At 68.8% G+C, this 25,598-nt stretch carries 22 protein-coding genes; 6 read left to right on the top strand and 16 right to left on the bottom strand.

Annotated features, from left to right (window positions below; translation table 11 throughout):
- Positions 1 to 44: 44 nt before the first annotated feature.
- The 7 genes from DIE22_RS30185 to DIE22_RS30155 form a co-directional block, all read right to left on the bottom strand.
- A complete protein-coding gene (locus DIE22_RS30185) occupies positions 45 to 659 on the bottom strand; it encodes a DUF4136 domain-containing protein (protein ID WP_124606705.1) in 615 nt (204 codons plus the stop codon).
- Positions 660 to 696: 37 nt separating this feature from the next.
- Entirely contained in the window at positions 697 to 3,084 is a 2,388-nt protein-coding gene (locus tag DIE22_RS30180; protein WP_124501035.1) for a CHASE2 domain-containing protein, read from the bottom strand.
- Between the two features lie 10 nt (positions 3,085 to 3,094).
- Complete coding sequence (locus DIE22_RS30175; protein WP_124501036.1) at positions 3,095 to 4,456, bottom strand: FecR domain-containing protein; 1,362 nt, start codon at positions 4,454 to 4,456, stop codon at positions 3,095 to 3,097.
- A complete protein-coding gene (locus DIE22_RS30170; protein ID WP_006402120.1) occupies positions 4,453 to 5,157 on the bottom strand; it encodes a response regulator transcription factor in 705 nt (234 codons plus the stop codon). Before DIE22_RS30170 ends, DIE22_RS30175 begins: the two co-directional genes overlap by 4 nt.
- 268 nt (positions 5,158 to 5,425) lie before the next feature.
- A complete protein-coding gene (locus tag DIE22_RS30165) occupies positions 5,426 to 5,854 on the bottom strand; it encodes a peptidase (protein WP_124501037.1) in 429 nt (142 codons plus the stop codon).
- 249 nt (positions 5,855 to 6,103) lie between these two features.
- Positions 6,104 to 6,331: a sulfurtransferase TusA family protein gene (locus tag DIE22_RS30160; RefSeq protein ID WP_006753156.1), complete on the bottom strand. Its 228-nt coding sequence runs from the start codon at positions 6,329 to 6,331 to the stop codon at positions 6,104 to 6,106.
- Positions 6,332 to 6,459: 128 nt separating this feature from the next.
- Positions 6,460 to 7,395, bottom strand: coding sequence for a LysR family transcriptional regulator (locus DIE22_RS30155; protein ID WP_124501038.1), 936 nt, complete (start codon positions 7,393 to 7,395; stop codon positions 6,460 to 6,462).
- Positions 7,396 to 7,504: 109 nt separating this feature from the next.
- Here DIE22_RS30155 and DIE22_RS30150 point away from each other — a divergent pair, with 109 nt between their 5' ends.
- Entirely contained in the window at positions 7,505 to 9,025 is a 1,521-nt protein-coding gene (locus DIE22_RS30150; RefSeq protein WP_124501039.1) for a CoA-acylating methylmalonate-semialdehyde dehydrogenase, read from the top strand.
- 62 nt (positions 9,026 to 9,087) lie between these two features.
- Here DIE22_RS30150 and DIE22_RS30145 read toward each other — a convergent pair whose 3' ends face one another.
- The 8 genes from DIE22_RS30145 to DIE22_RS30110 all read right to left on the bottom strand — a co-directional run bounded on the left by DIE22_RS30145 (position 9,088) and on the right by DIE22_RS30110 (position 18,101).
- Entirely contained in the window at positions 9,088 to 9,972 is an 885-nt protein-coding gene (locus DIE22_RS30145; protein ID WP_124501040.1) for a MurR/RpiR family transcriptional regulator, read from the bottom strand.
- A 270-nt stretch (positions 9,973 to 10,242) separates the two neighbouring features.
- A complete protein-coding gene (locus DIE22_RS30140; protein ID WP_124501041.1) occupies positions 10,243 to 11,415 on the bottom strand; it encodes a Gfo/Idh/MocA family protein in 1,173 nt (390 codons plus the stop codon).
- A gap of 55 nt (positions 11,416 to 11,470) precedes the next feature.
- Positions 11,471 to 12,397, bottom strand: a complete 927-nt coding sequence (locus DIE22_RS30135) for a TIM barrel protein (RefSeq protein WP_124501042.1) — start codon at positions 12,395 to 12,397, stop codon at positions 11,471 to 11,473.
- A gap of 59 nt (positions 12,398 to 12,456) precedes the next feature.
- Positions 12,457 to 13,470 (bottom strand): Gfo/Idh/MocA family protein, encoded by a 1,014-nt coding sequence (locus DIE22_RS30130; RefSeq protein ID WP_124606704.1) that lies wholly within the window; start codon positions 13,468 to 13,470, stop codon positions 12,457 to 12,459.
- A 59-nt stretch (positions 13,471 to 13,529) separates the two neighbouring features.
- The gene (locus tag DIE22_RS30125) at positions 13,530 to 14,441 is read right to left on the bottom strand and encodes a sugar phosphate isomerase/epimerase family protein (protein ID WP_124606703.1); all 912 of its coding nucleotides are present in this window, start codon (positions 14,439 to 14,441) and stop codon (positions 13,530 to 13,532) included.
- Positions 14,442 to 14,478: 37 nt separating this feature from the next.
- Positions 14,479 to 15,504: an ABC transporter permease gene (locus DIE22_RS30120; protein ID WP_124606718.1), complete on the bottom strand. Its 1,026-nt coding sequence runs from the start codon at positions 15,502 to 15,504 to the stop codon at positions 14,479 to 14,481.
- 27 nt (positions 15,505 to 15,531) lie between these two features.
- A complete protein-coding gene (locus tag DIE22_RS30115) occupies positions 15,532 to 17,106 on the bottom strand; it encodes a sugar ABC transporter ATP-binding protein (protein ID WP_124501045.1) in 1,575 nt (524 codons plus the stop codon).
- 68 nt (positions 17,107 to 17,174) lie between these two features.
- The gene (locus DIE22_RS30110; RefSeq protein ID WP_124501046.1) at positions 17,175 to 18,101 is read right to left on the bottom strand and encodes a sugar ABC transporter substrate-binding protein; all 927 of its coding nucleotides are present in this window, start codon (positions 18,099 to 18,101) and stop codon (positions 17,175 to 17,177) included.
- Positions 18,102 to 18,407: 306 nt separating this feature from the next.
- On the opposite strand from DIE22_RS30110, the gene iolC reads away from it, so the two are divergent.
- The 5 genes from iolC to DIE22_RS30085 all read left to right on the top strand — a co-directional run bounded on the left by iolC (position 18,408) and on the right by DIE22_RS30085 (position 24,724).
- Positions 18,408 to 20,366 (top strand): bifunctional 5-dehydro-2-deoxygluconokinase/5-dehydro-2-deoxyphosphogluconate aldolase, encoded by a 1,959-nt coding sequence (iolC, locus tag DIE22_RS30105; protein ID WP_124501047.1) that lies wholly within the window; start codon positions 18,408 to 18,410, stop codon positions 20,364 to 20,366.
- A 46-nt stretch (positions 20,367 to 20,412) separates the two neighbouring features.
- Positions 20,413 to 22,296 carry a 3D-(3,5/4)-trihydroxycyclohexane-1,2-dione acylhydrolase (decyclizing) gene (iolD, locus tag DIE22_RS30100; protein ID WP_124501048.1) on the top strand — a complete coding sequence of 628 codons (1,884 nt, stop codon included), beginning with the start codon at positions 20,413 to 20,415 and terminating at the stop codon, positions 22,294 to 22,296.
- Between the two features lie 55 nt (positions 22,297 to 22,351).
- Positions 22,352 to 23,281 (top strand): myo-inosose-2 dehydratase, encoded by a 930-nt coding sequence (iolE, locus tag DIE22_RS30095; protein WP_124606702.1) that lies wholly within the window; start codon positions 22,352 to 22,354, stop codon positions 23,279 to 23,281.
- 43 nt (positions 23,282 to 23,324) lie between these two features.
- The gene (iolB, locus tag DIE22_RS30090; protein WP_124606701.1) at positions 23,325 to 24,143 is read left to right on the top strand and encodes a 5-deoxy-glucuronate isomerase; all 819 of its coding nucleotides are present in this window, start codon (positions 23,325 to 23,327) and stop codon (positions 24,141 to 24,143) included.
- Between the two features lie 86 nt (positions 24,144 to 24,229).
- The gene (locus tag DIE22_RS30085) at positions 24,230 to 24,724 is read left to right on the top strand and encodes a heme-degrading domain-containing protein (protein ID WP_124501051.1); all 495 of its coding nucleotides are present in this window, start codon (positions 24,230 to 24,232) and stop codon (positions 24,722 to 24,724) included.
- A gap of 22 nt (positions 24,725 to 24,746) precedes the next feature.
- Here the strand turns inward: DIE22_RS30085 and DIE22_RS30080 are convergent, their stop codons facing one another.
- Entirely contained in the window at positions 24,747 to 25,493 is a 747-nt protein-coding gene (locus tag DIE22_RS30080; RefSeq protein ID WP_124501052.1) for a glucose 1-dehydrogenase, read from the bottom strand.
- Positions 25,494 to 25,598 lie beyond the last annotated feature (105 nt).

Below are 25,598 nucleotides of genomic sequence, written 5' to 3'. Positions count from 1 at the left end.
CCTCGCCTGCGCGGCTGGCCTGCCCTCACCTCACGGCCGACGCGTCAGCGCGCAGCGGCCGGCTTCACCGAGACGACGCCCGGCATTGCGCCCGCGTCGTCTTTTTTCGTCTTCACGAGCCAGCCGTCGCCCTGCTCGAACGGCAGCTTCGCGAGCGCGCTCCTCACGAGCGTCGGCGCGGCCTGCTGCGTGCCGGGATCGCGATCGCGCAGCGACGCCGACACGCGATAGACGTCGGCGCCCGAGTTCGCATCGACGAAACGCAGCGTCAGCACGTGACGATACACGGTGCCCGCGAACGGCAGCGCGAACGGCGCCGGCCCGTCGACGGTCACGCACGCGCTGCTCGCGGCGCCGCACTGGTCGGCCGTCGCCGCGACGGACGCCGGCTGCGTCGCATACGCGATCGACAGCCGATAGCGCGCGGCCTTCCCGGGCTGCGCGTCGAAGCCGCGATGCGCGAGCTCGTCGCGCACGAGCGTCTCGATCCGCCGGTATTCGGCATCGTCGGCCTGAGCGGCCGTGCTGACGAAATCGTAGCCGTGCGCACCGGATGCGAACGCTTTCGGCTGCCCGAGCGCGCTCACGCCGGTCGTGACGCCGGCGCAACCCGTCAACAGCGACGCCGCCAGCGCGGCCGCTGCCCATTCCTTTCTCATGACTTCCCCCAAATGCCTGCCGTCGTGCCCGGCCCTGTCAGGCGGACGGCTCGTCGATCGCGGGCAGCGACACCGTCACCGCGGTGCCGACACCCACTTCGCTGTCGACCGTCACGCTGCCGCCGTGGCGCGTGACGACCGTCTTCACGAATGCCATGCCGAGCCCGGACCCCGAGATTTCGGGCCGCTCGCCGGCATGGAACCGCTTGAAACGCTCGAACAGATGCCGCTGATCTTCCGGCGCGATGCCGTACCCCTGATCGCGAATCGTACAGAACATCCGCTTCGATGCATGCTCGACCGTCAGCGTACACGCGATCACCGTGTCGGACGGACTGTATTTGACCGCATTGTTCAACAGGTTGACGAACGCACGCGTGATCAGCGAGCGGTCGGCGCGCATCCAGCCCATGCCGGTGCCGACGTCGGTATCGATGCGGATGCGCTTCGCCTGCGCCTGCGGCCAGACTTCGTCGCTCGCGTCGATCAGCACGTCGACGAGGCTCGTCGGTTCGAGCTGGTACGCCTGCGACTCCGCGCGCGCCAGTTGCACGAACTCGTCGGCAAGCGACAGCGCACGGTGCGCATACCGCTCGATCCGCGCAAGCAGGCCACGCATCGCGTCGGTTTCGACGCGTTCGCGCTCGATCTCGACGAGCGCGAGGATCGACGACTGCGGCGAGCGCATGTCATGCGACAGCAGGTGCAGCGCCTCCTCGCGATGCCGTTCGGCCGCGTGCAGCTCGGTCACGTCGACGAGGCCGGCGATCCAGCCCGTCACGCGGCCCTGCGCGTTCTTGCACGCAGCGTAGCGTAACAGATGGTCGAGCCCGTCGCGGTCGCGCACCTCGATGCCGCGCGCCATCGCGTCGTGTTCGGCCTCGAGCGTCGGGTCGAGCGCGGCCGGCCAGTGTTCGCGGATCGCGACGTCGTGTTCGGCGTTGCCGTCGACGGTCTTCATGAAGGTCAGCTCGCCGAGCGCGGCGCGCAGCGGCCGCCCTTCCGGCAGCGGCAGCGCGAGCCGCGACCCGTAGCGCTTCGCCGCATGGTTCGCGATCAGCACGGTCCCGGCCAGGTCGGTGACGAAGATCGGCTCCGGCATGCTGTCGAGGCTGTCCCACACGAAGCGCTTCATGTCCTGCACGCGCTGCGCGGCCTGCGCCATCAGCGCCATCTGCCGTTCGAGCACGTCGCCGCCGACGCTGCGCGTGCGCGGCGCCTCGGGCAGCAGGTGCGGCTCGTCGGCCAGCCGCTGCAGCTCGCGACGCAGGTACGACATCGTCATTTCGAGGCGCCGCCAGTTCCAGATCGGGTACACGGCGATCAACCCGAAGATCGCGGGCGCGGGCGACAGCCAAACGCGCGCCTCGAACAGCAGCGCCAGGCTCGCGACGACGGCCAGCGCGGCCAGGCTCAGCGTCAGCAGCAGCGCGCGCCACGGCGACAGCATCAGGAAACCGCCCAGCAGCACCGCGAGCGGCAGCAGCGACGCGGCGAAGAGCCCGGCGCGCGACACGGGCAGGATCGCGCTGCCGGTCGTCAGCATGTCGAGCACGTTCGCGTGGATGTAGACGCCGGCGAGCGGGCCGAAATCGCCCGACACCGGCGTCGCGAAGCGGTCGTAGAGGCCTGAAGCGGTCACGCCGACGACGACGATCTTGCCGCGCAGCGCGTCTGGCTTCACGCGCCCCTCGAGCACGTCGTCGAACGACAGCGTCGGATAGGCGGGCGTGTTGCGGCTGAACGGAATCAGGTAGCGGCCCTCGCCGGTCGCGTCGCGCGACAGGTCATGCGCATTCGCGCCGGGCGCACCGCCGGCCGGACGCAGCCGGCCGGCCTGGATCGCGCGGTAGACGGGCACCATCAACTGCGGCCAGCGCACGCGCCCGTCGCTTTCGAGCAGGGCGACGCTGCGCACGATGCCGTCGGGATCGACTTCGAGATTGATGTGGCCGAGCCCCATCGCGCGTGCCGACAGCTCGGCCACCGGCGGATCGACGGTGCGCGTGCCGTCCGCCTGCTCGGGGCTCAGCAGGACGGGCAGGAAGGTCGGCACATGGGCCATTGCGTCCGCGAACGCGCGATCCTCGGGCGACTGCTCGGTAAACAGCACGTCGTAGACGACCGCGGCCGGCTGCGCACGCGCCAGCGCGTCGAGCAGCCGCGCATGCACGCTGCGCGGCCACGGCCAGCGGCCGAGTGCGGACACGCTCTGGTTGTCGATGTCGACGACGACGACGTCGGGCGACAGCGGCAGGCTGCGCAGCATCAGCAGGCGGTCGTAGATCAGCCCGTCGACGCTCGACGACAGCCGGCCAAGCGCGCACGCGAGGATCACCGCGATCCCGAGGCAGCCGATCGCGATCCACTCGATCAGGAAGCGGCGGCCGAGGCGCCGCCGCGGGGAAACGGAGTCGGTTTTCATGCGCCGCGGGTCAGCGCGACAACGTGAACGCGCTGACCGGACTCGTCTTCTGATAGAACTTGCCGCCCTCGAACTCCTCGACCGTCACCGCCCAGTAGTAGTCGCCGGGCGGCAGGTGCGAGACGGTGATCTTGCGCGCCTGCAGGCCGACCTGGTCGACGACCGGCGCGCTCAGGTCCTTCGAGCGCGACAGCACGAACCGGTAATGCGTGTCCTTGCCCGCGCCATTCGGCGACCAGCGGAACTCATAGCCGTTCGGGCCGGGCGACGCGGTCGCGTCGAGCCCCATCAGGCGCCGCTCGAACGCGTAAATGTGCGGCATGCCTTCGAGGCCGTTGTCGTCGATCGCGGCAATCCGGACGAAATACGTACCGTTCGGCACCTCGCGGAACACCGCGCGCGACGAGACCGTGCGCGTTTCGCTGAACAGCTCGAGCATGCCCGCATCGCGCGCGAGTTGCAGATGATAGGCGTGCGCGTGCTCGAGCGGCGCGATGTCGAACGTGAGGTCGGGCTCGTCCTGCACCTTGTCGGGATGCGTGAGCGCGGGCGCCGGCAGCAGTTGCACGGGTGCGCCGACCGCGCCCGACGACGTCGAGACGCTGCCGAAGTTCGCATGCACGAGCGTCGGGTCGACCGTCTGCTGCTTGCCCGCGACGCCGACGGTGCCGTCGAGCACTTCGACGCGCGTCGCCGCGTTGCCGGCCGCGTCGTAGTTCACGCGAAACCGCGTGCCGCGCACGCCGGCCACAACCGACGGCGAGCGGATCTGGAAGCGGTCGTCGCGTTTCTTCAGATGCGTGACATCGCTGTCGACCGAGCCGCGCGTGAGCTCGAACTCGCGATCGAGCGTGCCGGTCAGCACGGTGCGGCGCAGCGTCTTCAGGTCGAGCTGGCTGTCGGGCGGCAGGCTCATGTGCGTGCCGTCGGCGAGTTCGAGCGTCACGAAGCCGTTCGCGCCGGTGCGCACGCGGTCGCCCTCGCCGAGCGTCGCATCGTTCGCGAGCGGCGCGTAGGCGTCGCCGGACGCGCGCTCGGCCGTGCCCTGCACCGCGACGACGCGTGCGGTCAGCTTTTCCTTGCGCAGCCGCGCGACCGGCAGCTTCAGCGCGATGCCGGGCTGCAGGTGCCTCGGGGCGGGCACGCCGTTGATCTGCTGCAGCAGCTGCCAGTCGTCCGGGCCCTGCAGGTAGCGCGCGGCGACGTCGTACAGCGTGTCGCCGGCATGCGTGCGGTAGACGACCATCTTGCCCGCGGCAGCCGGCGGCTGCGCGGCGGCCTGCTGTGCCGCGAACGCAAACGCGACCGCGCACGCCGCGCGCAGTGCCGCCGTGTGCAAGCCCGCCGTGCGCTGCGTGATTCGCGTGGTCACTCCGGTTCCCCCTGGCCGACCCGCTCGAGCCGGTAGCCATAGCCGTAGATCGGCGCGAGGCGATAGCCGTTTTCAGGGCGCAGGCCGAGCTTCGTGCGCAGCATCGAGATGTGGGTGTCCATCGTGCGCGACGGAATGTCGGTCGCCTGCTTCCACACGAGATCGAGAATATGCGCGCGCGACAGCGGCCGGTCGAGGTGCTGGAACAGCAGCAGCGCGAGCTCGAACTCCTTCTGCGTGAGGCTCACGGCCTTGTCGCCGACATAGGCCTGCTTCAGGTTCACGTCGAAGCGGAACTGGTCGAACTCGCGAACGGTCGCCTCGGCGTTGACCGGATACGCGCGGCGCAGCAGCGAGCCGATGCGCGCGCGCAGGATCGGGCCCGACACGGGCTTGACCACGTAATCGTCGGCGCCGGCGTTGAGGATCTGCGTGATCCCCGCCTCGTCGTCGCGGCTCGTCATGAAGATGATCGGCAGGCTGTGCTCCGTCTGGTTCGCACGCACCCACTTGAGCACTTCCTCGCCGGACATGTCAGGCACGTTCCAGTCGAGCACGAGCAGATCGAACGTCTCGCGCTGCAGACGCTTCTTCAGAGCCTTGCCTTCCTTGAACGCATAGCACGTGTGGCCGGCGGCCGTCAGCGTTTGACTGACGAAATCCGTCTGGGCCGGATCGTCATCCAGTACAGCAATTCTCATAGCACCCCGCAAATCGAAATCGATTCGTCCAGTTCAGCTCCCCGCGCTCACCCCGCCGCGCCGCATACGCGCTCGGCTTTCGACACCGGCCGGCGAACCGCCGTTTGCCGAGCGCGCAACCTGCGCGATACGGCGCCCCGGCCAAATATCTCAAAAACGGGGCACGGACGAACCGGCGATTTCATCATAGTAGTATGAAATTCGCCAAGAAATTGCGCGGACTACGGTCCTTTATTCGAATAATCCTTCCCGTCGCGCGATCGCGCGCCTAGTCGGCGCCCGCCGTGCCGGCCACCGGCTCGGCAAAATCGCCGGTCGGCACGCGCAGCAGCCGCGCGGCCGGGGGCTGCCCCAGCACCCGCTCCAGCTGGCCGCGCACGCGTTCCCACGCCGGCGCCGCATAGTCCGGCTGGCTCGCCGCCCACGCCTGCGCGAGATCGAGCACGCGCTCGATCGTCGCACCGCAATACGTGAGGCCTGCGCCGTCGTCCCGCGCGGCGTCGCGCAGCCGTTCGTCGAGCGATTCGGCCAGCCACGGCATCTCGGCCGCCGCCGAATCGGCATACGCCTCCAGCGCGGCACGCGCGTGGCGATCCTGTTGCGGGTCGAGCTCGATCCGGCTCAACCCCGCCGCGCGGGCGGGCGCGATGCATTCCGCTGCGGACGGACTTCGAATGGTCCCTGGTCTGAAGGACATGTCCTCTCCCCGTTGTACGACGGCAGCGTCAGGCATGGCCCCCGAGCCCGCCTCGTATGACGTACCGTGGCCGGCGCATCCATCCGAGACGGACGACCGGCCGGGTCAGTATACGCAGCCGGCCGTGCGACGAGGTTTAAGAATTGTCAGAGGCGTTTTCTGTTTTGGAAAGTGCTGAGGAGGCGGCGCGGCCGGGCCGCAACGGGCGCTGCCCGTCCGGATGCCGCGAGAGGCGCGTGATGCGGGCCGTCAGCGGCGGCGCATCAGGAACACGAATGTCTTGTCCTGGGTCGTCACTTCGACGATCTCGTTGCCCGTCTGCTTCGCGAACGCGGCGAAATCGCGCTGCGAGCCCGGATCGGTCGCGAGCACCTTGAGGATCTGCCCGCTCTCCATATCGGCGAGCGCTTTCTTGGCGCGCAGGATCGGCAACGGGCAATTGAGCCCGCGCGCGTCCACTTCCTTGTGAATCTGCATCGGCTGTCGACCTTCGAATGACGCGCCACACGGGCGCGGGAGGAAGCGGCGATTTTACCGCAGCGCGGGCGGGCCTGCCCGCGCGGCCACGACCGGGCCGTGCGACGCGGCCCGCCCGCGCTCGCCGGTCAGGCGCCCGAGAAACCGCCTGCGAGCCGCTCGCGCAGGTGCCGCACGAGCGCGCGCACCGCGCTCGGCACGACCGGGCTGTACGGCCGGATCGCGAAGATGTGGTCGCCGAACGCGCCCGACGGCCGCCAGCCGTCGAGCAGCGCGACGAGCCGGCCGGCGTCGAGATCGCGCTGCGCGCTGAAATCCGGCAGCAGCGCGATGCCGAGCCCGCCGAGCGCGGCCTCGCGCATCGCCTCGCTGTTGTTGGCCGCGAAGCTGCCGCGCACCGGCACGCTCACGCGCTGGCGGCGCCGGCCGTCCGGCTCGAAGCTCCACGCGGCGGGCTCGTTGTCGCGCAGGTAGCACAGGCAGCTGTGGTCGACGAGTTCGCTCGGGTGGCGCGGCGCACCGCGCGCGTCGAGGTAGTCGCGGCTCGCGACCAGCAGCGAACGCGTGTCGCACAGCTTCCACGCGACGTGGGTCTGAGGCGCGGTCGTCGTATGGCGGATCGCGAGGTCGAAACCCTCCTGCGTCAGCGAATGCAGCCGGTCCGACAGGTCGAGCTCGATGTGCACGCCCGGATGCTGCCGCAGGAAATCGGGCAGGTGCGGCACGACCTGCTGGCGCCCGAGCGCGACGGGCACGGTCACGCGCAGCAGCCCGCGCGGCTCGCCGGCCAGATCCTTCACGCGCGCGAAGTGCTGGCCGATCGACTCGAACGCGTCGCGCGTGCTGTCGACCAGCGTCTGCCCCGCGTCGGTGAGCCGCACGCTGCGCGTCGTGCGCCGCACGAGCGGCACGCCGGCCGCCTTCTCGAGATCGGCGATGCGCTGGCTCATCGCGGCCTTGCTGATGCCGAGCCGCTGGGCCGCGGCCGTGAAACTGCCGGCCGCGGCCAGCACCGTCAGCGAATGGATATGCGGCCAGAGCGCCTGGACATTTTGCTGATTCATCCACTGATTATTCAGAATTCTGAACAGTGAATCAAGCGGCGCGGCCTTCTCCCGCCCCGCCGCTTTGCCTAGACTAGGTTCCGTCCACCCCACATCCCCAGGAGACACGATGAATCCGGTTCCCGCGTACACGTCCGACGCCGACGTCGGCCACTACATCGACGGCGCGCCCGTCGCCGGCCGCAGCGGCCGCTTCCAGGACGTCCTCAACCCGGCGCTCGGCCGCGCGGTGCGCCGCGTCGCGCTCGCCGACGGCGACGAAGTGCAGCAGGCCGTCGCGTCCGCCCACGCCGCGTTCCCGGCCTGGGCCGCGACGCCGCCGATCCGCCGCGCACGCGTGCTGCACCGCTTCCTGCAGCTGATGAACGAGCACCGCGACACGCTCGCGGCAATCATCACGGCCGAGCACGGCAAGGTGTTCTCCGACGCGCAGGGCGAAGTCGCGCGCGGCATCGACATCATCGAGTTCGCATGCGGCGTGCCGCAGCTCCTGAAGGGCGACTTCACCGACCAGGTCAGCACCGGCATCGACAACTGGACGATGCGCCAGCCGCTCGGCGTCGTCGCGGGCATCACGCCGTTCAACTTCCCGTGCATGGTGCCGTGCTGGATGTTCCCGGTCGCGCTCGCGACGGGCAACACGTTCGTGCTGAAGCCGAGCGAGCGCGACCCGTCGGCGGCGCTGTTCATCGCCGACCTGCTCACGCAGGCCGGCCTCCCCGCCGGCGTGTTCAACGTCGTGCAGGGCGGCAAGGATGCGGTCGACGCGCTGCTCGACCACCCGGACGTGCAGGCCGTCAGCTTCGTCGGCTCGACGCCGATCGCGGCCTACGTGCAGCAGCGCGCGGTGCAGTCGGGCAAGCGCGTGCAGGCGCTCGGCGGCGCGAAGAACCACCTCGTCGTGATGCCCGACGCGAACATCGAGCAGGCGGTCGACGCGCTGATCGGCGCCGCGTACGGCTCGGCCGGCGAACGCTGCATGGCGATCAGCATCGCGGTGCTGGTCGGCGACGTGGCCGACCGGATCGTGCCGGCGGTCGCCGAGCGCGCGCGCCAGCTGGTGATCGGCGACGGGATGTCGCCGGAAGTCGAGATGGGTCCGATCGTCACCGGCGAAGCGCTCAAGCGCATCGAGGGCTACATCGAGCAAGGCGTCAGCGAAGGCGCGCAACTGGTGGTCGACGGCCGCGGGCTGCGCGTGCCGGGCCGCGAGGAAGGCTTCTTCACCGGCGGCACGCTGTTCGATCACGTGACGCCCGACATGCGCATCTACAAGGAAGAGATCTTCGGGCCGGTGCTCGGCTGCGTGCGCGTGAAGGACTTCGGCGAAGCGGTCGACCTGATCAACGCGCACGAGTTCGGCAACGGTGTCGCGTGCTTCACGAGCGACGGCGGCATCGCGCGCGAATTCGCGCGGCGCATCCAGGTCGGCATGGTCGGCATCAACGTGCCGATTCCGGTGCCGATGGCATGGCACGGCTTCGGCGGCTGGAAGAAGAGCCTGTTCGGCGACATGCACGCGTACGGCGAGGAAGGCGTGCGGTTCTACACGCGCCAGAAGTCGGTGATGCAGCGCTGGTCGTCGAGCATCGGCAAGGGCGCCGAGTTCGCGATGCCGACCGCGAAGTAAGCGTCGCCGACGCGCCGCCCGCCGGTTGATTCCGCGGGCGGCGGGCGAATGAAAGGCCGGCGTCAGCCGGCCTTCGTGCCGGGTGCGCCGTCGGCGGTCGGCAGGTACGACAGCTCGAGCCGGTACGCGAGCGCGACGAACAGGCTCTGCGCGAGACCCATCGTCGCCGTCAGCGCGCGGAACCCGAACGTCGCGCTGTCCTGCACCATCAGCGTCACCTCGGCCTCCCGCGCGAGCGGGCTCATCCGGCTGTCGGTGATCGCGATCAGGCGCGCGCCGCGCTGCACGGCCTGCTGCGCGACCTGCACCGTCTCTTCCGCATACGGCATGAACGAGATCACGATCATCACGTCGCCCTCGCGCACCGAGCGGATCTGCCCGAGATGCATGCTGCCGAGCGCGCTGAACAGGCCGATGCGCTTGTCGGTGTGCTGCAGCGCATAGTCGAGATACACGGCGATCGGAAACGCGCGGCGCGAGCCGGCGATCCAGATCGCCTGCGTGTCGGCGAGCAGGTCGACGGCCTGCGCGAGCGCCTGCGGATCGAGCGTCTGCCGCAGCTGCTGCATCCCGGCAATGCTGCCCTTGATGAATTCGTCGGCGATCTGCTCGGGCTGCAGGCTCGACGAGCCCGCTTCGATCACGTCGCGCAATCGCAGGTTGTACGCGCGGCCCGGCGCGATCTGCTGGGCCAGCCCCTCGCGGAACAGCCGCTGCATCTCGGAGAAGCCGGAGAAGCCGAAATGCTTCGCGAACCGCACGACGGCCGACGGCTGGACACCGCACGCCTCCGCGAGCGACTGGATGCCTTCCAGGCCAAGCTGGTCCCGATGCGTTTCCACGTGGCGCGCAATCACCTTCAGGCGATTGCTGAGGCCGTCGTACTCCTGCGTCAGGTGCTGCAGGAACTGCTCGACGGTGGCGGGAGGTTTCTCGGATGAACTCATCGGATAGCGCGAAGTTGACGGCCCCGATGCGCGCGCAGCTGACGGGCGCGGCCCGGGGCTCCCCTGGATACATGCATGAAGGGCGAATTTAATCACGTTTGCGGCACGGCCCGTGCCGCACGCTCGCTCCCACGCGCTCGATCATCACCTGCACACGCTCCACGGCGATACTGGAAACGATTTTCCAACGCTCTCGCCGTGCCGTAAAGATTAGGGCGTTTACCGACCCCGGCAGCCTCCGGCCGATGCCGCGCAGCGGCCCTCCATGGCTCAACGATAGTCGACCCACACGCCGCCCGCATCGGCGGACCGCACGCAGTTCTCGACCCACCGCACGCCTTCGACGCCCGCACGAACGTCCGGAAAGCGGATGTTCTTCAATGCTTCGGCGTCGCCGCGATCGGCCGCGTCCATCGCGAGCGCGAAGCGCGCATACAGGTTCGACCACGCTTCGAACAGCCCTTCCGGATGCCCGGCGCCGATGCGGTCCTCGCGCAATGCGTGCGGATGCAGGTACCCCATTCCGCGATCGAGCACCTGCGCGGGCTGCCCCTGCACCTCGTAGCGCAACTGGTTCGGATGCTCGTCCCACCATTCGACGCTCGCCTTCGAGCCGATCACGCGCACCTTCTGCCCGTGCATCGAGCCTGCGTTCACCGCGCTCGACCACACGTAGCCGACCGCGCCCGTGTCGTATTCCATGATCGTGAACGCGTTGTCTTCCAGCGGCGCGCGGCTCTTCACGAAGCTCTGCCGCGAGCACATCAGCCGGCGGATCTTCAGCTCGGGCACCATCACTTCCGAGATGTACAGCGGGTGCGTGCCGATGTCGCCGAGCACGTAGCTCGGCCCCGCGAACTTCGGATCGACGCGCCAGCGCGCGGCCGCGCTCGCGGCCTCGACGCCCTCGCTGTGGAAGCCGTGCGCGAACTGCATCTGCACGATGCGGATCTCGCCGAGATCGCCGCGCGCGATCATCTCGCGCGCCTGCTCGATCATCTGGTGGCCTGAATAGCCGTACGCGACGCCCACGACGCGGTTCTTCTCGACCGACAGCCGCTGCAGCGCCTCGGCCTCCTCGGTCGTGAAGCACAGCGGCTTCTCGCAAACCACGTGCAGCCCCGCGTTCAGCGCCGCGCGGCAGATCTCGAAGTGCGTGTTGTTCGGTGTCGCGATCGACACCGCGCGGATGCCGTCGGCGCGGCCGGCCTCGGCCTCGAACATCGTCCGGTAATCGGGATAGCAGCGCTCGGCGTCGACGCCGAGCTTCACGCCGAACTGCCTGCCGCGCTCGGCATCGATGTCGAACGCGCCGGCGACCAGCCGGAAGCTGCCGTCGCGCGATGCGGCCGACCGGTGGCTGTAGCCGATCTGGCTGCCGAGCCCGCCGCCGACCATGCCCCAGGGAATCGAATGTCCCAGCAGAATCTGTCCGTCGATCATGATTGTCGTGTTCCTGTCCGTATTCAGGTGTTCAGAGGTTCAGATAGTCGATCGTTCATGCGAACCCGGCCGACGCGAGAAACGCGCGGCTCGCCGCGACGTCGCGCAGGCTCGTGCCGGCATTGCGCGGATCGCGCTCCTGTTCGATCGTGATATAGCCGGCATAGCCGATGTCGTCGAGCGCGCGGCGAATCGCGCGGTAATCGAGCACGCCGTTGCCGATCGGGCACATCACGCCGCGCGCGCAGGCCGCGAAGAACGCGATGTGCTCGCCCATCACCGCGCCGTACACGGCCGCATCGATGTCCTTGAAATGCACGTAGTCGAGCCGCGCCGCATGGCGGCGCAGCCACGTTTCGGGATCCATCCCCGAGTAGTACAGGTGGCCGGTGTCGAGACACAGGCCCGCCGTGTCGGCCGCGATGTCGGCGACGATCCGGTCGATCTCGTCCGCGAACTCGATGTAGCCGCCCGCATGCGGATGGATCACCGCGCGCACGCCGAATTCGTCACGCGCGATGGTCGCGATCTGGCGGATATGGTCGACCATCCGCGCCCAGCGTTCGGCGGACAGGCGCGGCGCGCGCTCGGCATGGCCGGCCGCGTAGTCGCGCTCCTCGTGTCCCCAGTCCATCACGACCAGGTACGGCGCCGCGTAGCGCTGGCCGTGCTGGGTCGGCAGCTTCGGCAGCCGCGTGATCAACGCGCAGATCTCGCGCGTCTGGCGCAGCAGGTTCGGCAGGTTCTCCGGCGCCACCAGGTCGTCGAAGATCGTGCCGGCGGTGATGCTCAGGCGCTGCCGGTCGAGTTCGGCGCTCACCACGTCGAGGTCGAGCGGGATATAGCCGTAGGGCCCGAGCTCGATGCCCGAGTAGCCGGCCTGCGCGGCCTCGGCGAGCACCTGCCGCCACGGCGGCAGGTGCGGGTTGTTCACGTCGTCGACGCCCCAGCAGCAGGGCGCGCAGCCAATCTTCATCGTCATGTCGGTCAGTCCGGCAGGAAAGCGGCGCGCAGCCGCGTGCGTGGCGACGCGGCCACGGGTCAGCCGCGATAGAACGCCGGGCGTTCGGCCATCGCGATCGGCTCGACCGCCCCGCTCTTTTGCGCGCGCACGCATGCGTCGGCCGCGACCGCCGCCGCGTAGCCGTCCCACGCGGACGGGCCGGTCAGCGCGCCCTGCCGCACGCCGTCGATGAATGCCTGCAGCTCGACGTCGTACGACGCGATGAAGCGCTCCTTCCAGTCGGTCATGATCTCGACCGATTGCCGCGCCGCGTGCTTGAGCCCGACGGCCGGCGGATCGGGCAGCTTCGCGATGCCGTTCTCGCCGACCACCTCGCACTGGATGTCATAGCCGTACTGGCAGTTGACGAAGATCTCGACGTCGATGCGCACGCCGCTCGCGGTTTCGAGCAGCACGATCTGCGGATCGGCGAGATGCGCGCTCGCGTGGCGCGTCTTCTTCGGATAGACGACCTGCGTGCTCGCGTAGTCCTCGCCGAGCAGCCAGCGCAGCACGTCGAGCTCGTGGATCAGCGTGTCGGTGATCGCCATGTCGGTGGTGTAACGCTCGCCGACGGACTGGTTGCGGTGCGCGCAATGCAGCATCAGCGGCGCGCCGATTTCGCCGCTGTCGATCACGCGCTTGAGCGCACGATAGCCTTCGTCGTACGGCCGCATGAAGCCGACCTGCACGAGTCGGCGGCCATGCGCGACCTCGGCCTCGACGATGCGCATGCAGCCTTCGGCCGTCACCGCGAGCGGCTTCTCGCAGAACACCGGCTTGCCGTGCGCGATCGCGTCGAGCACGAACGCTTCGTGCGTCGGCCCCCACGACGTGACGAGCACGGCCTGCACGTCGGCGGCCGCGACCACTTCGTGGCCGTCGCCGTAGATTTCCGCGTCGAGCCCGTACTTCGTCACCGCGTCGCGCGCCTGCTGCGGATCGATGTCGTTGACGGCCACGACACGCGCGCCGGACAGCGTGCGGGTCAATCTGCGAATATGGTCCTGGCCGATCGCGCCGCAGCCGATCACGCCGATTTGCAAGGTCATCTAAAAGTCTCCAGTCGTTCATTTGCGGCGCGGCATTCGCCGCACCGGTCAGCAATCCGTCAGCGCGCCGCGCGCTCGAAATGGCGCTCGACGTAGCGCTGGATCGTCTCGCGCATGTAGCGCGACGACGCTTCCGCGCGGTCCTCCCACGCGAACACGCACGACGACATCACGCCGTCGAAGCCGGCCTCGCCGAGCGCGCGGAAAAACAGGTCCCAGTCGATCTCGCCCTGCCCGATGTCGAGATGCTGGTGCACGCGGACCTGGTTCGAGCCGGGCGGGTTCACGATGTAGCGCAGCTGGCTGCTCTTGCGGTGGTCGAAGGTGTCGGCCACGCGCACGTGCGCGAGAATCGGCGCGGCCCGCGCGATCATCGCGGCCATGTCGTCGCCGTAGTAGAACGTGTGCGGCGCGATGTACGACAGCTTCAGCGACGGCGAGCCGATATTGGTGACGATGTCGATCGCCGGCTGCAGCTGCTCCATCCAGTCCTCCGGATGCGGCTCGACCGACAGCACGATGCGCTCGCGCTCGAGGATCGGCAGCAACTCGTCCATCGAACGAAACCATGCGGCTTCGCACAGCTCCTTCGGGTTCGCGCCCGGCCGCTCGCCGACCGAGCGCTCCGGCGACGCGCCGCGCCCGAACTCGGACACCATCAGCGTGCACTCCATCTCGAGCGCGACCTCGATCGCCTTCTTCCAGCAGCGCACCGCCCATTGCCGCTCGTCCTCGAACGGGCTGGCCCAGCGGTACATCGGCTGCAGCGACGCGAGGCCCACGCCGCTTGCACGCAGCGCGTGCCGGAACGCGGCCATGCGCTCGCGCGTCGCGCGCGGCATCACCCACCAGTCGAGAAAGTCGCTGCGCGGCGACAGCTCGATCTGGTCGTAGCCAAGCTCGGCAACCGCGTGCGGCAGACGGTCGAGCGGCACGTGGCGAATCATGTAGGGATCCAGAGCGATCTTCATCTTCTTCCCGGGCAATCTGGAAATCGGTCGCGGCCGCTCAGCGGCGCGACTTCTTGTTGCGGTACTGGTCGGCGATCACGGCCGCGACGATGATCGCGCCCTTGACCATCTCCTGGTAGTACGCGTCGATCCGGATGAACGTGAAGCCCGACGTCATCACGCCGAGGATCAGCACGCCGATCACAGTGCCCGTCACGCGCCCGAGGCCGCCCGACAGCGACGTACCGCCGATCACGACCGCCGCGATCGCGTCGAGCTCGTACATCACGCCCATGCCCGACTGGCCGGAGATCGCACGCGCGGCCGTCACGGTGCCGGCGATCCCGCTCAGGAGGCCCGCGATCGCATACACGAACACCAGGTGGCGCGTCACGTTGATGCCCGACACGACGGCCGCGTGGCGGTTCGCGCCGATCGCATACGTGTACTTGCCGAAACGCGTGTAGCGCAGCACGACGTGGAAGATCGCGGCCACCACGACGAAGATGATCACCGGGTTCGCACCGGCGCCGATCGCCGCGAACTGATCGGTCAGCATCGACACCGGCATCCCGTTCGTGAACCACTTCGCGAAGCCGCGCGCGGCGACCATCGTGCCGAGCGTCGCGATGAACGGCGGGATGCCCGTCAGCGCGATCAGCGAGCCGTTCAGGAGGCCGACCAGCAGCCCCACGCACACGCCTGCCAGCACCGGCCAGATGATCGGCAGGTCGGTCAGGTGCGGGAACACCGCACGCGGAAAATCGGACACCTGCGCGAGGCTGGCCGACACGACGGCCGCCGCGGCGACGACCGAGCCCGACGACAGGTCGATCCCGCTGGTGATGATCACGAGGTTCACGCCGACCGCGATGATGCCGATCACGGCCATCTGCAGCACGATGATCTCGAGCCGCTCCACGTTGAACAGGAAGCTCTGGCCGACGACGAGCCAGCCGATCACCTCGAAGAACAGGCTGATGCCCACCAGCACCAGGAAGATGCTCAGTTCGGGCGGCCACTTCGCGTGCCGCGTCTTGATCGTCAGGGACTGCGCGTCCGCGACCGGATTCAGGTTGCCCATTTCAGTTGTCTCCACTCTTGTTTCGGCTCAGCGCGACGCGAGATCCATGATGCGGACCTGGTCGGCGTCCTTGCGATCGACGATGCCGGTCATGCGCCCTTCGTGCATCACCATCACGCGATCGCTCATTCCCAGCACTTCCGGCATCTCCGACGAGATCATCAGCACCGCGACGCCCTTGCCGGCGAGCGCGCTGACGAGCCGGTGGATCTCGGCCTTCGCGCCGACGTCGATCCCGCGCGTCGGCTCGTCGAGGATCAGGATGCGCGGCTGCGTCAGCAGCCAGCGGCCGATCAGCACCTTCTGCTGGTTGCCGCCCGACAGGTTCTGGATTTCCTCGTGCAGCCCGGGCGCCTTCACGCGCAGCATCCGGCTCATTTCCTCGCAGTCGCGCCTGAGCTGCGCCTGCCGCACGAAGTTGAACTTCACGTAGCGGTTGCTGAGCACGGCCGCTTCCATGTTCGCGAGCAGGTCGAGACTCAGGAAGCAGCCGGTGTCCTTGCGGTCCTCGGTGAGGAACGCCATCCCGTGCTTCATCGCCTGCGCGGGCGTGGCAATGCGCACCGGCTTGCCGTCGATCAGGATCTCGCCCGAGGTGGCCGGCACGACGCCGAACAGCGCCTCCGCGACGTTCGAGCGCCCCGAGCCGACGAGGCCCGCGACGCCGAGGATCTCGCCCGCGCGCAGCTCGAAGCTGACGTCGCGGAACACGCCGTCGACGCCGAGGTTCTTCACGGCCAGCACGACGTCGCCGATCGGCACCGCCTCCTTCGGGAACATCTGCGTGATCTCGCGGCCGACCATCATCCGGATGATGTCGTCGCGCGTGACGTCGGTCGACGCGTGCGTGCCGATGTACTTGCCGTCGCGAAACACCGAGAACTCGTCGGCGATCTCGAACAGCTCGTTCATCTTGTGCGTGATGTAGACGATGCCCTTGCCCTGCTCGCGCAGCTGGCGAATGATCCGGAACAGGTGCGTGACCTCCTTCTCGGTCAGCGCGGAGGTCGGCTCGTCCATGATCAGCACGTCGGAGTCGAACGACACGGCCTTCGCGATCTCGACCATCTGGCGGCTCGCGACCGTCAGCGTGCGCACGTCGGCTTCCGGATCGATGTCGATCGACAGCCGCTCGAACAGCGCGGCGGTGCGGCGGCGCAGCTCGGCGTGATCGATCAGGCCGAAGCGGTTCTTCGGTTCGCGGCGGATCCAGATGTTCTCCGCGACCGTCATGTACGGCATCAGGTTGAGTTCCTGGTGGATCATCGCGATGCCGCGATCGAGCGCGTCGAGCGGGCCGTTCAGCACGACGGGCTCGCCGTTGATCAGGATCTCGCCCTGGTCGGGCGTATAGACGCCGGCGATGATCTTCATCAGCGTCGACTTGCCGGCGCCGTTCTCGCCCATCAGCGCATGCACGGTGCCGCGGCGCACGCGGAACTGCACGCCGTCGAGCGCGACGACGCCGGGAAACGACTTGCCGACGCCGCGCACCTCGAGCACGCAATCGGCCATGGGCGCACCGGACGAACCCGGTGCGGCGGACGAGGCGGCCGGCGCGCTTTCGCTGGCCATCGAGCGCGCCATCCTGGCTGTAAACATGGACGTTCCTCGAAAGTCACACGCGAACCCGGACACGCCGGGCCCGCGCAATTCAGCGGAAAAACCGGTCAGTGCTTCGCGTACTGGTTCATGTTCTCCGGCGTGACAAGCTCGAACGGCACGTTCACGAAGCGGTCGACGGGCTGCTTCTTCGCCAGCTTGAGCGCGGCCGCAACCGCCTGCGCGCCCTGCCCGGCCGCGTTCTGGTACACGGACACCTTCAGGTCGCCGCTCTTCATCGCCGCGAGCCCGTCCGGCGTCGCGTCGATGCCGGCGACGACCGTCTTCGGCGTCAGCTTGCGCGCGGCCTTCAGCGCGTTGATCGCGCCGATCGCCATTTCGTCGTTGTTCGACACGATCGCGTCGAACTTCGTCCCGGAGCTCAGCCAGTTCATCGTGATGTCCTGGCCCTGCGTGCGGCTCCACTTGCCTTCGCGCTTGTCGACGATCTTCATGCCGGCACAGTCCTTGGTCGCGATCACGTCCTCGATGTCCTTGGTGCGCGCGCGCGCCGACTCGTTGGACAGCTCGCCCATCAGCACGAGGATGTCGCCCTTGCCGCCGAGCAGCTTGCACACCTGGCGCGCCTGCAGCGTGCCCGACTGCTTCTCGTCGGACGCGACGACCGCGACGCCTGCCGGCAGCTTGTCGAAATCGACCGGCTTGCGGTTCACGTACACGAGCGGGATCTTCGCGGCGGTCACCATCTTCGTGATCTTCGGCGTCGCGTCGGTGTCGACCGCATTCACGATGATCGCGTCGACCTTCTGCGCGATCATGTTCTGGACCTGGCTCAACTGCTTGCCGACGTCGTTGCCGCCATCCTCGATCTGCACGGTCGCGCCGTCCTTCTTCGCCGCTTCGCCGATACTGTTGCGCAGGATCGTCAGGAACGTGTCGTCGAACGATGCCATCGTCACGCCGATCTTCTCGGCATGCGCGAGCGGCATGGCCAGGATCGCGGCGGCCGCGGCGGCCATCAGCTTGGTCTTCATGATCACTTTGTCTCCTCATCTCCGGGGGCGGAAAACGGCGCGTTGCGCGCCGCCGGGCCGAGTCCGATACGGACTGAAGCATCCGGATGAAACTGTAGATCACTTCCTCGAAAATTTGGAAATTTATTTCTACGTGATTTCACCTAGGGAACTGGATTTCCAAAAAGTCTAGACTCCGTTCCGTAGCCCGATTCCTTGCGGCAGGCGCTCTCGTGTCGTGCCGCGGACGCGACGAACCCTCGTCGCAGGATCGGTCCCCCAATCCGCCGGCAGGGTCGAACGCCGGCCGCGAGCGTGATACGTGATATGAGCCCGTTGAACTTTCCGACTGACCGCCCCATCGATCTCGCCTGCCTCGGCCGCGTCGCCGTGGACCTTTACGCGCAACAGTACGGCAGCCGCCTGGAGGACGCGCGCACCTTCCAGATGTATCTCGGCGGCTCGTCGGGCAACGTCGCGTTCGGCGTCGCCCGGCTCGGGCTGAAGACCGCGATGATCTCGCGCGTCGGCGACGAGCAGATGGGCCGCTTCGTGCGCGAGACGCTCGAGCGCGAAGGCTGCGACACGAGCCAGCTGCAAACCGATCCGGAGCGGCTCACCGCGCTGGTGTTGCTCGGATTGAAGGATCGCGACACGTTCCCGCTCCTGTTCGTGCGCGAGAACTGCGCGGACATGGCCGTGCGCGCCGACGAGATCCGCGAGGACTTCATCGCCGGCTGCCGCGCGCTCGCGATCACCGGCACCCATCTTTCGACGCCAGCCACCCGCGAAGCGTCGCTGACCGCGCTCGGCTACGCGCGCCGCCACGGCGTCGTGCGCGTCCTCGACATCGACTACCGGCCGGTGCTGTGGGGGCTCACCGCGCGCGGCGCGGGCGAGAACCGCTACGTGCCGGACGCGCACGTCACGCGGCAGCTGCAGCAGGTGCTCGGCGAATTCGACCTGCTGGTCGGCACCGAGGAGGAGTTCCTGATCGCGGGCGGCGTGCCGCACGACCTGATCGCGTCGCTGCAGGCCGTGCGCCGCGCGAGCGGCGCGGTGCTGGTGGTCAAGCGCGGCGCGCTCGGCTGCTGCGTGATCGAGGGCGACATCCCCGCGCGCATCGACGATGCGCCGACCTTCCACGGCGAACGCGTCGACGTGCTGAACGTGCTCGGCGCGGGCGACGCGTTCCTGTCGGGCCTGCTGTCCGGGCTGCTGCGCGGACGCGATTGGGCGGAAGCGACACGCATCGCGAATGCGTGCGGCGCGATCGTCGTGTCGCGCCACGCGTGTTCGGCCGCGATGCCGACGCCGGCCGAACTCGCGCACTGGTTCGGCGGCAGCCGCAACCCGCAGGTGGACGCCGATCGCACGCTCGCCCACCTGCATCGCGTGACGGTGCCGCGCCGCGAATGGGACGACCTGTGCGTGATGGCGTTCGACCATCGCAGCCAGTTCTACGAACTCGCGGTGCAGGCCGGCGCGGATGAAGCGCGGATCAAGACGCTGAAGCGCCTGCTCGTGCGCGCGGCCGAACAGGTCGAGCGCGATCGCCGGATCGAAGGCCATGTCGGCGTGCTGATCGACGGCGGCGCATACGGCAGCGACGCGCTCGCGTCGGCCACCGGCCGCGGCTGGTGGGTCGGCCGCCCGGTCGAGCTGCCCGGCTCGCGGCCGCTGTGCTTCGACGACACGCGCTCGGTCGGCTCGTCGCTCACGCACTGGCCGACCGAACAGGTCGTGAAGTGCCTGGTCCACTACCACCCCGACGACGACGTCGACCTGCGCGTCGCGCAGGAGCAGCGCGTGCTGGAGCTGTGGGAAGCCACGCGCGAGAGCGGCAACGAGCTGCTGCTGGAAATCATTCCGCCGCGCGCGGTCACGCCGGCCGGCACCGAGGACGACGCGGTGCTGCGCACGGTCGCGCGCTTCTACAACCTCGGCGTGATGCCCGAATGGTGGAAGCTCGCGCCGATGAGCGCCGACGGCTGGGCGCGGCTCGAGACGCTCGTGGCCGAGCGCGATCGTCATTGCCGCGGCGCGGTGATCCTCGGGCTGAACCAGCCGTTGCAGTACCTGGTCGACAGCTTCCGCTCGGCGACCAACCCGATCGTCAAGGGCTTCATGGTCGGGCGCACGCTGTGGGCCGACGCGTCGCTGAACTGGCTCGCCGGCCGGATCGACGACCAGGCGCTGATCGACGAAGTCGCCGGCAATTTCGCGCAGCTGGTCGACGCATGGCTCGGCCGCCGTGCCGCCGCGCGCGCCGCCGCCGCGGCCTGATGCCCGCGCCTGTGATGACCACCCGACTCTTCATGATCGACAGACGATGACCACCACCGTGAGACTGACCGTCAGCCAGGCGCTCGTGCGCTACCTGGCCGCCCTGCGCGCCGAAGTCGTCCAGCCGGACGGCCGCACCGAGATCCTGCCGTACTGCGGCGGCGTGTTCGCGATCTTCGGCCACGGCAACGTGGCCGGGCTCGGCGAGGCGCTGCACGCCGAACGAGACCGGCTGCCGACGCTGCGCGCGCACAACGAGCAAGGGATGGCCAATGCGGCCGTCGCGTTCGCGAAAGCGAATTTCCGCCAGCGGATGATGGCCGCGACGTCGAGCATCGGCCCCGGCGCGACCAACATGCTGACCTCCGCCGCGCTCGCGCACGTCGGCCGGCTGCCGTTGTTGCTGTTGCCCGGCGACGTGTTCGTATCGAGGCTGCCCGACCCGGTGCTGCAGCAGGTCGAGGATTTCGAACAGGGCGACGTCAGCGCGAACGACTGCTTCCGGCCGGTGACGCGCTACTTCGACCGGATCACGTCGCCCGAGCAGCTGCTCGTCGCGCTGCCGCGCGCGATCCAGGTGATGACCGACCCCGCGCAGTGCGGCCCCGTGTGCCTCGCGCTGCCGCAGGACGTGCAGACCTTCGCGTACGACTGGCCCGAGGATTTCTTCGCGCCGCCGGTGATCCGGATGCGCCGGCCGCCGGCCGACGCGCTCGAACTCGCCGATGCACTCGACGTGCTGAAGGCCGCCAAAAAACCGCTGATCGTCGCCGGCGGCGGCGTGCTGTACAGCCAGGCGTGGGACGCGCTGCGCGCGTTCGCCGACACGCACGGCGTGCCGGTCGCCGAATCGCAGGCCGGCAAGGGCAGCCTCGCGTGGGACCACCCGCTGAACCTCGGCTCGATCGGCGTGACGGGCTCGCCCGCCGCGAATCGCGCGGCCGCGCAGGCCGACGTGGTGTTCGCGGTCGGCACGCGCCTGCAGGACTTCACGACCGGCTCGCATGCGCTGTTCGGCAATGCGACGCTGCTGAGCCTGAACGTGCAGCCGTTCGACGCGGGCAAGAAACGCGGCCGGCAACTGATCGCCGATGCGCGCACGGGCCTCGGCCAGTTGTCGGCCGCGCTCGCGGGCTGGCAAGCGGATGCGGCGTGGACCGCCGCGAACCGCGACCACGCCGCCGCGTGGAATGCGCGCGTGACCGAGCTGACCACGCGCATCCCGAAGGACACGCTGCCGTACGACGCGGAAGTGATCGGTGCGGTGCGCGACTCGGCGGCGGATGCGGGGCGCGACAGCGCGCACGACGATCTCGTCGTGTGCGCGGCCGGCACGCTGCCCGCCGAGCTGCACAAGCTGTGGCGCAGCGGCGTGCCGGGCAACTATCACATGGACTATGCGTACTCGTGCATGGGCTACGAGGTCGCGGGCGGCCTCGGCGCGAAGCTCGCGCGGCCCGAGCGCGAAGTGATCGTGATCGTCGGCGACGGCTCGTACATGATGCTCAACGCGGAGCTCGCGACGTCCGTGATGCTCGGCCGCAAGATCATCGTCGTGATCCTCGACAACCGCGGCTACGGCTGCATCGAGCGGCTGCAGCTCAATTGCGGCGGCGCGAGCTTCAACAACATGCTCGACGACTGCGTGCCGGAAGGCGGCGAGCGCTCGACGATCGACTTCGCGATGCATGCGCGCGCGATGGGCGCCGAAGCCGTGCACGTGCGCGACGTGAGCGAGTTGCGCAGCGAAATGAAGCGTGCGCGCGCGGCGAAGACGAGCCAGGTGCTCGTGATCGACACGACGCACGAACGCACGACCGCGGACGGCGGCGCGTGGTGGGAAGTCGCGGTGCCGCAGGTATCCGCGCGCGCCGGTGTCGAACGCGCGCACCAGGCGTATCTCGACGAGAAAACCCGGCAGCGGCGCTGAGTCGTTTCCCCGCCCCGCCCCCGCGAGTACAACATTCGAACCAAGGAAACACGTCATGAGCTGGAACGTTCGCATCGGTATCAATCCCCTGTCGTGGATGAACGACGACCTGCCGTCGCTCGGCGGCGAGACGCCGCTCGAGACGGCGCTGAAGGAAGGCGCCGAGATCGGCTATGCGGGCTTCGAGCTCGGCAACAAGTTCCCGAAGACGGGCCCCGAGCTGAAGGCGAAGCTCGCCGAGTTCGGGCTCGTGTGCGTGTCGGGCTGGTATTCGGGTTTCCTCGCGGAAGTCGAGCCGGGCCTGAGCGATGCCGACGCGGTCGCCGCCGAAATCGAGCGCTGCCGCGCGCACATGACGAAGCTGCAGGTCAACGACGTCAAGGTCGTGGTGTACGGCGAATGCGCGGGCACGATCCAGGGCAGCATCGACACGCCGGTCGCGAAGCGGCCGCGCTTCGTCGACGATGAATCCTGGCGGCGCTACGCGGCACGCCTCGACGCGTTCGGCGCGCACCTGCTCGAGACCTACGGGATCAAGCTCGCCTACCATCACCACATGGGCGCGTACGTCGAATCGCCGGACGACGTCGACCGGCTGATGGCGCTGACCGATCCCGCGAAGGTGTTCCTGCTGTTCGACACGGGCCACGCGTATTTCGGCGGCGCGGCCGATCCGGTCGCACTGCTGAGGAAGCATGTGGCGCGCGTCGTGCACGTGCACTGCAAGGACGTGCGCCCGCAGGTCGTCACGCAGGCGCGCAACGGCGGCTGGAGCTTCCTGAACGGCGTGATCAACGGCACCTTCACGGTACCGGGCGACGGTGCGCTCGATTACGAAGCGACGCTGCGCACGCTGAAGGACGCCGGCTACGAAGGCTGGCTCGTCGTCGAGGCCGAGCAGGATCCGGCCGTCGCGCCGAGCTATCAGTATGCGAAGAAGGGCTACGAGTCGCTGCGCGCGATCGTCGACCGGTTGAGCGCGTGAGCCCTGTCACCCCCGCTGTCACCCCATTGCGGAGCCCCACTCCATGACGATTTCTCCCCTGCTGGTCAAGGCATCGGCCGACCGCGAGATCTGCAACGTGACGCCCGAGTCGGCCGGCTGGAAACACGTCGGCTTTCGCGCGCTGCGCCTGAAGGCCGGCGACACCGAAACGCTCGACACGGGCGCGCGCGAACTGTGCGTCGTCGTGCTCACGGGCACGCTGCGCGCGCAAGTCGACGGCGAAACCTACGATGCGCTCGGCAAGCGCGACAGCGTGTTCGAGGAGGTGTCGCCGGACGCGCTGTACGTGCCCGGCGGCAAGACCGTCACGCTGGTCGCGACGCGCGACGCGGAAGTCGCGCTGTGCACCGCGCCCTACGCGAGCGGCGACAAGCGCGTGCAGCGCCTCGACGGCGAACGGATGCGCCGCGCGGTGCGCGGGCAAGGCACCAACACGCGCTACGTGTGCGACATCCTGATGGGCGACAACCCGGCCGCGGACCGGCTGCTGGTCGTCGAAGTCATCACGCCCGCGAGCCATTCGAGCAGCTATCCGCCGCACAAGCACGATCGCGACGCGGCGCCCGACGAAACGTCGCTCGAGGAAACCTATTACCACCGGATCGATCCGCCGCAGGGCTTCGCGTTCCAGCGCGTGTATACAGACGATCGCAGTCTCGACGAAGCGTGCGCGGTCGAGAACCACGACGTCGTGATGGTGCCGCGCGGCTATCACCCGGTGGTCGCGCCGCACGGCTACAACCTGTACTACCTGAACGTGATGGCCGGGCCAAGCCGCGCATGGGCGTTCAGGAACGATCCCGCGCACGAGTGGATGCTCGACGCGGCGCCCAAGCGCTGACATGTTGATGCGCTGAACGATCGACGGCCGGCGCGCGACGCGGCACGCGCGCGCCCGAGCCGGACTTGCGACGACCCGGAGCTGCCATGGCGATCCCCTTCCCGCGCTTTGCACCCACGCCCTTCGGCGATACCGCGTCGGCCCCGATGCTGCCGCACTTCGATGCCGACGTCGCGCGCCGGCTCGGCGACATCGCGGTCAATCTCGCGTCGCGCCGCGGGCTGCCGATCGCGGTCGGCATCGTCGGTGAAGCCGCGCCGCTGTTCTATTGCGCGCTCGACGGCAGCCGCGCGGACGACAGCGACGCGATCCGCCGCCGGCAGAACACGGTGTTCCGGTTCGGCGTCAGTTCGCTCGAGGTCGGCGCGCGCTTTCGCCGCGCCGGCTGGTCGTTGCAGTCGCAGGGCTTGTCGGACGCCGACTATGCGCTCGACGGCGGTGGCGTGCCGTTGCGGCTTGCCGGCGGTGCAATCGTCGGCGCGATGACGATCGCGGGGCTCGACGACGAACGCGATCACGCGCTCGTCGTCGAGAGCCTGCGCTGGCATGTGGGCGCGAGCGCGCTCGCGATGATCGCGTAGCGGCGCGCGCCGACTCGCTCGGTCAGTGCAGCCCGCCGCTCGCGACGAGGCGCTCGCCGGTCAGCCAGCGCGCATCGTCGGATGCGAGGAACACGGCGACCGACGCGATGTCGTCCGGCTCGCCGAGGCGGCCGAGCGGCGTCTCGCTGCGCACCTGCCGGTCGAGATCCGAACCGATGATGCCCGCGCTGTGCGTGCCTTCGGTCACGACCATCCCCGGGTTGATTGCGTTCACGCGAATCTTGCGCGGGCCGAGTTCGAGCGCGAGCACGCCGGTGATCGCGTCGACGGCGCCCTTGGTGCCGCTGTACACCGCGCTCGCGGGTGGCGTGATGCTCGTCACCACCGAGCTGATGTTGATGATGCTCGCGCCTTCGCCGAGATGCTTGACGGCCGCCTGCGTCGTCAGCAGCACGCCGAACACGTTCGTATCGAACTGCCGGCGATAGTGCTCCTCGGTGATCGCCTCGATCGGCGCGAATTCGTACACGCCGGAATTGTTGACCAGCACGTCGAGACGGCCATAGGTCTCGATCGCGGTGTCGACGATGCGTTGCGCATCCGCTGCCTTCGACACGTCGCCGCCGACCGCGACCGCGCGGCCGCCCGCCTCGACGATCGCGCTCACGACGGCGTCGGCGCCTGCCTTGCTGCTCGCATAGTTGACGACGACCGACGCGCCTTCGACGGCCAGCGCCTTCGCGATCGCGGCGCCGATCCCCTTGGAACCGCCCGTGACGATTGCCACCTTGCCTGCCAGCTTGCTCATGATTTCATTCCTCGGTCGGAAGACCTTCGATGGATGGGTACCGGTCGCGCCTGTCGCGTCGCACCGGCCTTGATGGCAATCTTGGCGGTTCGCGCGACGGCGATA

The sequence above is a fragment of the Burkholderia sp. Bp9142 genome (assembly GCF_003853415.1).
GTDB lineage: Bacteria > Pseudomonadota > Gammaproteobacteria > Burkholderiales > Burkholderiaceae > Burkholderia.
The sequence above is the reverse complement of the archived record's forward strand: the minus strand, read 5'-3'. Positions and strand labels throughout refer to the sequence as shown.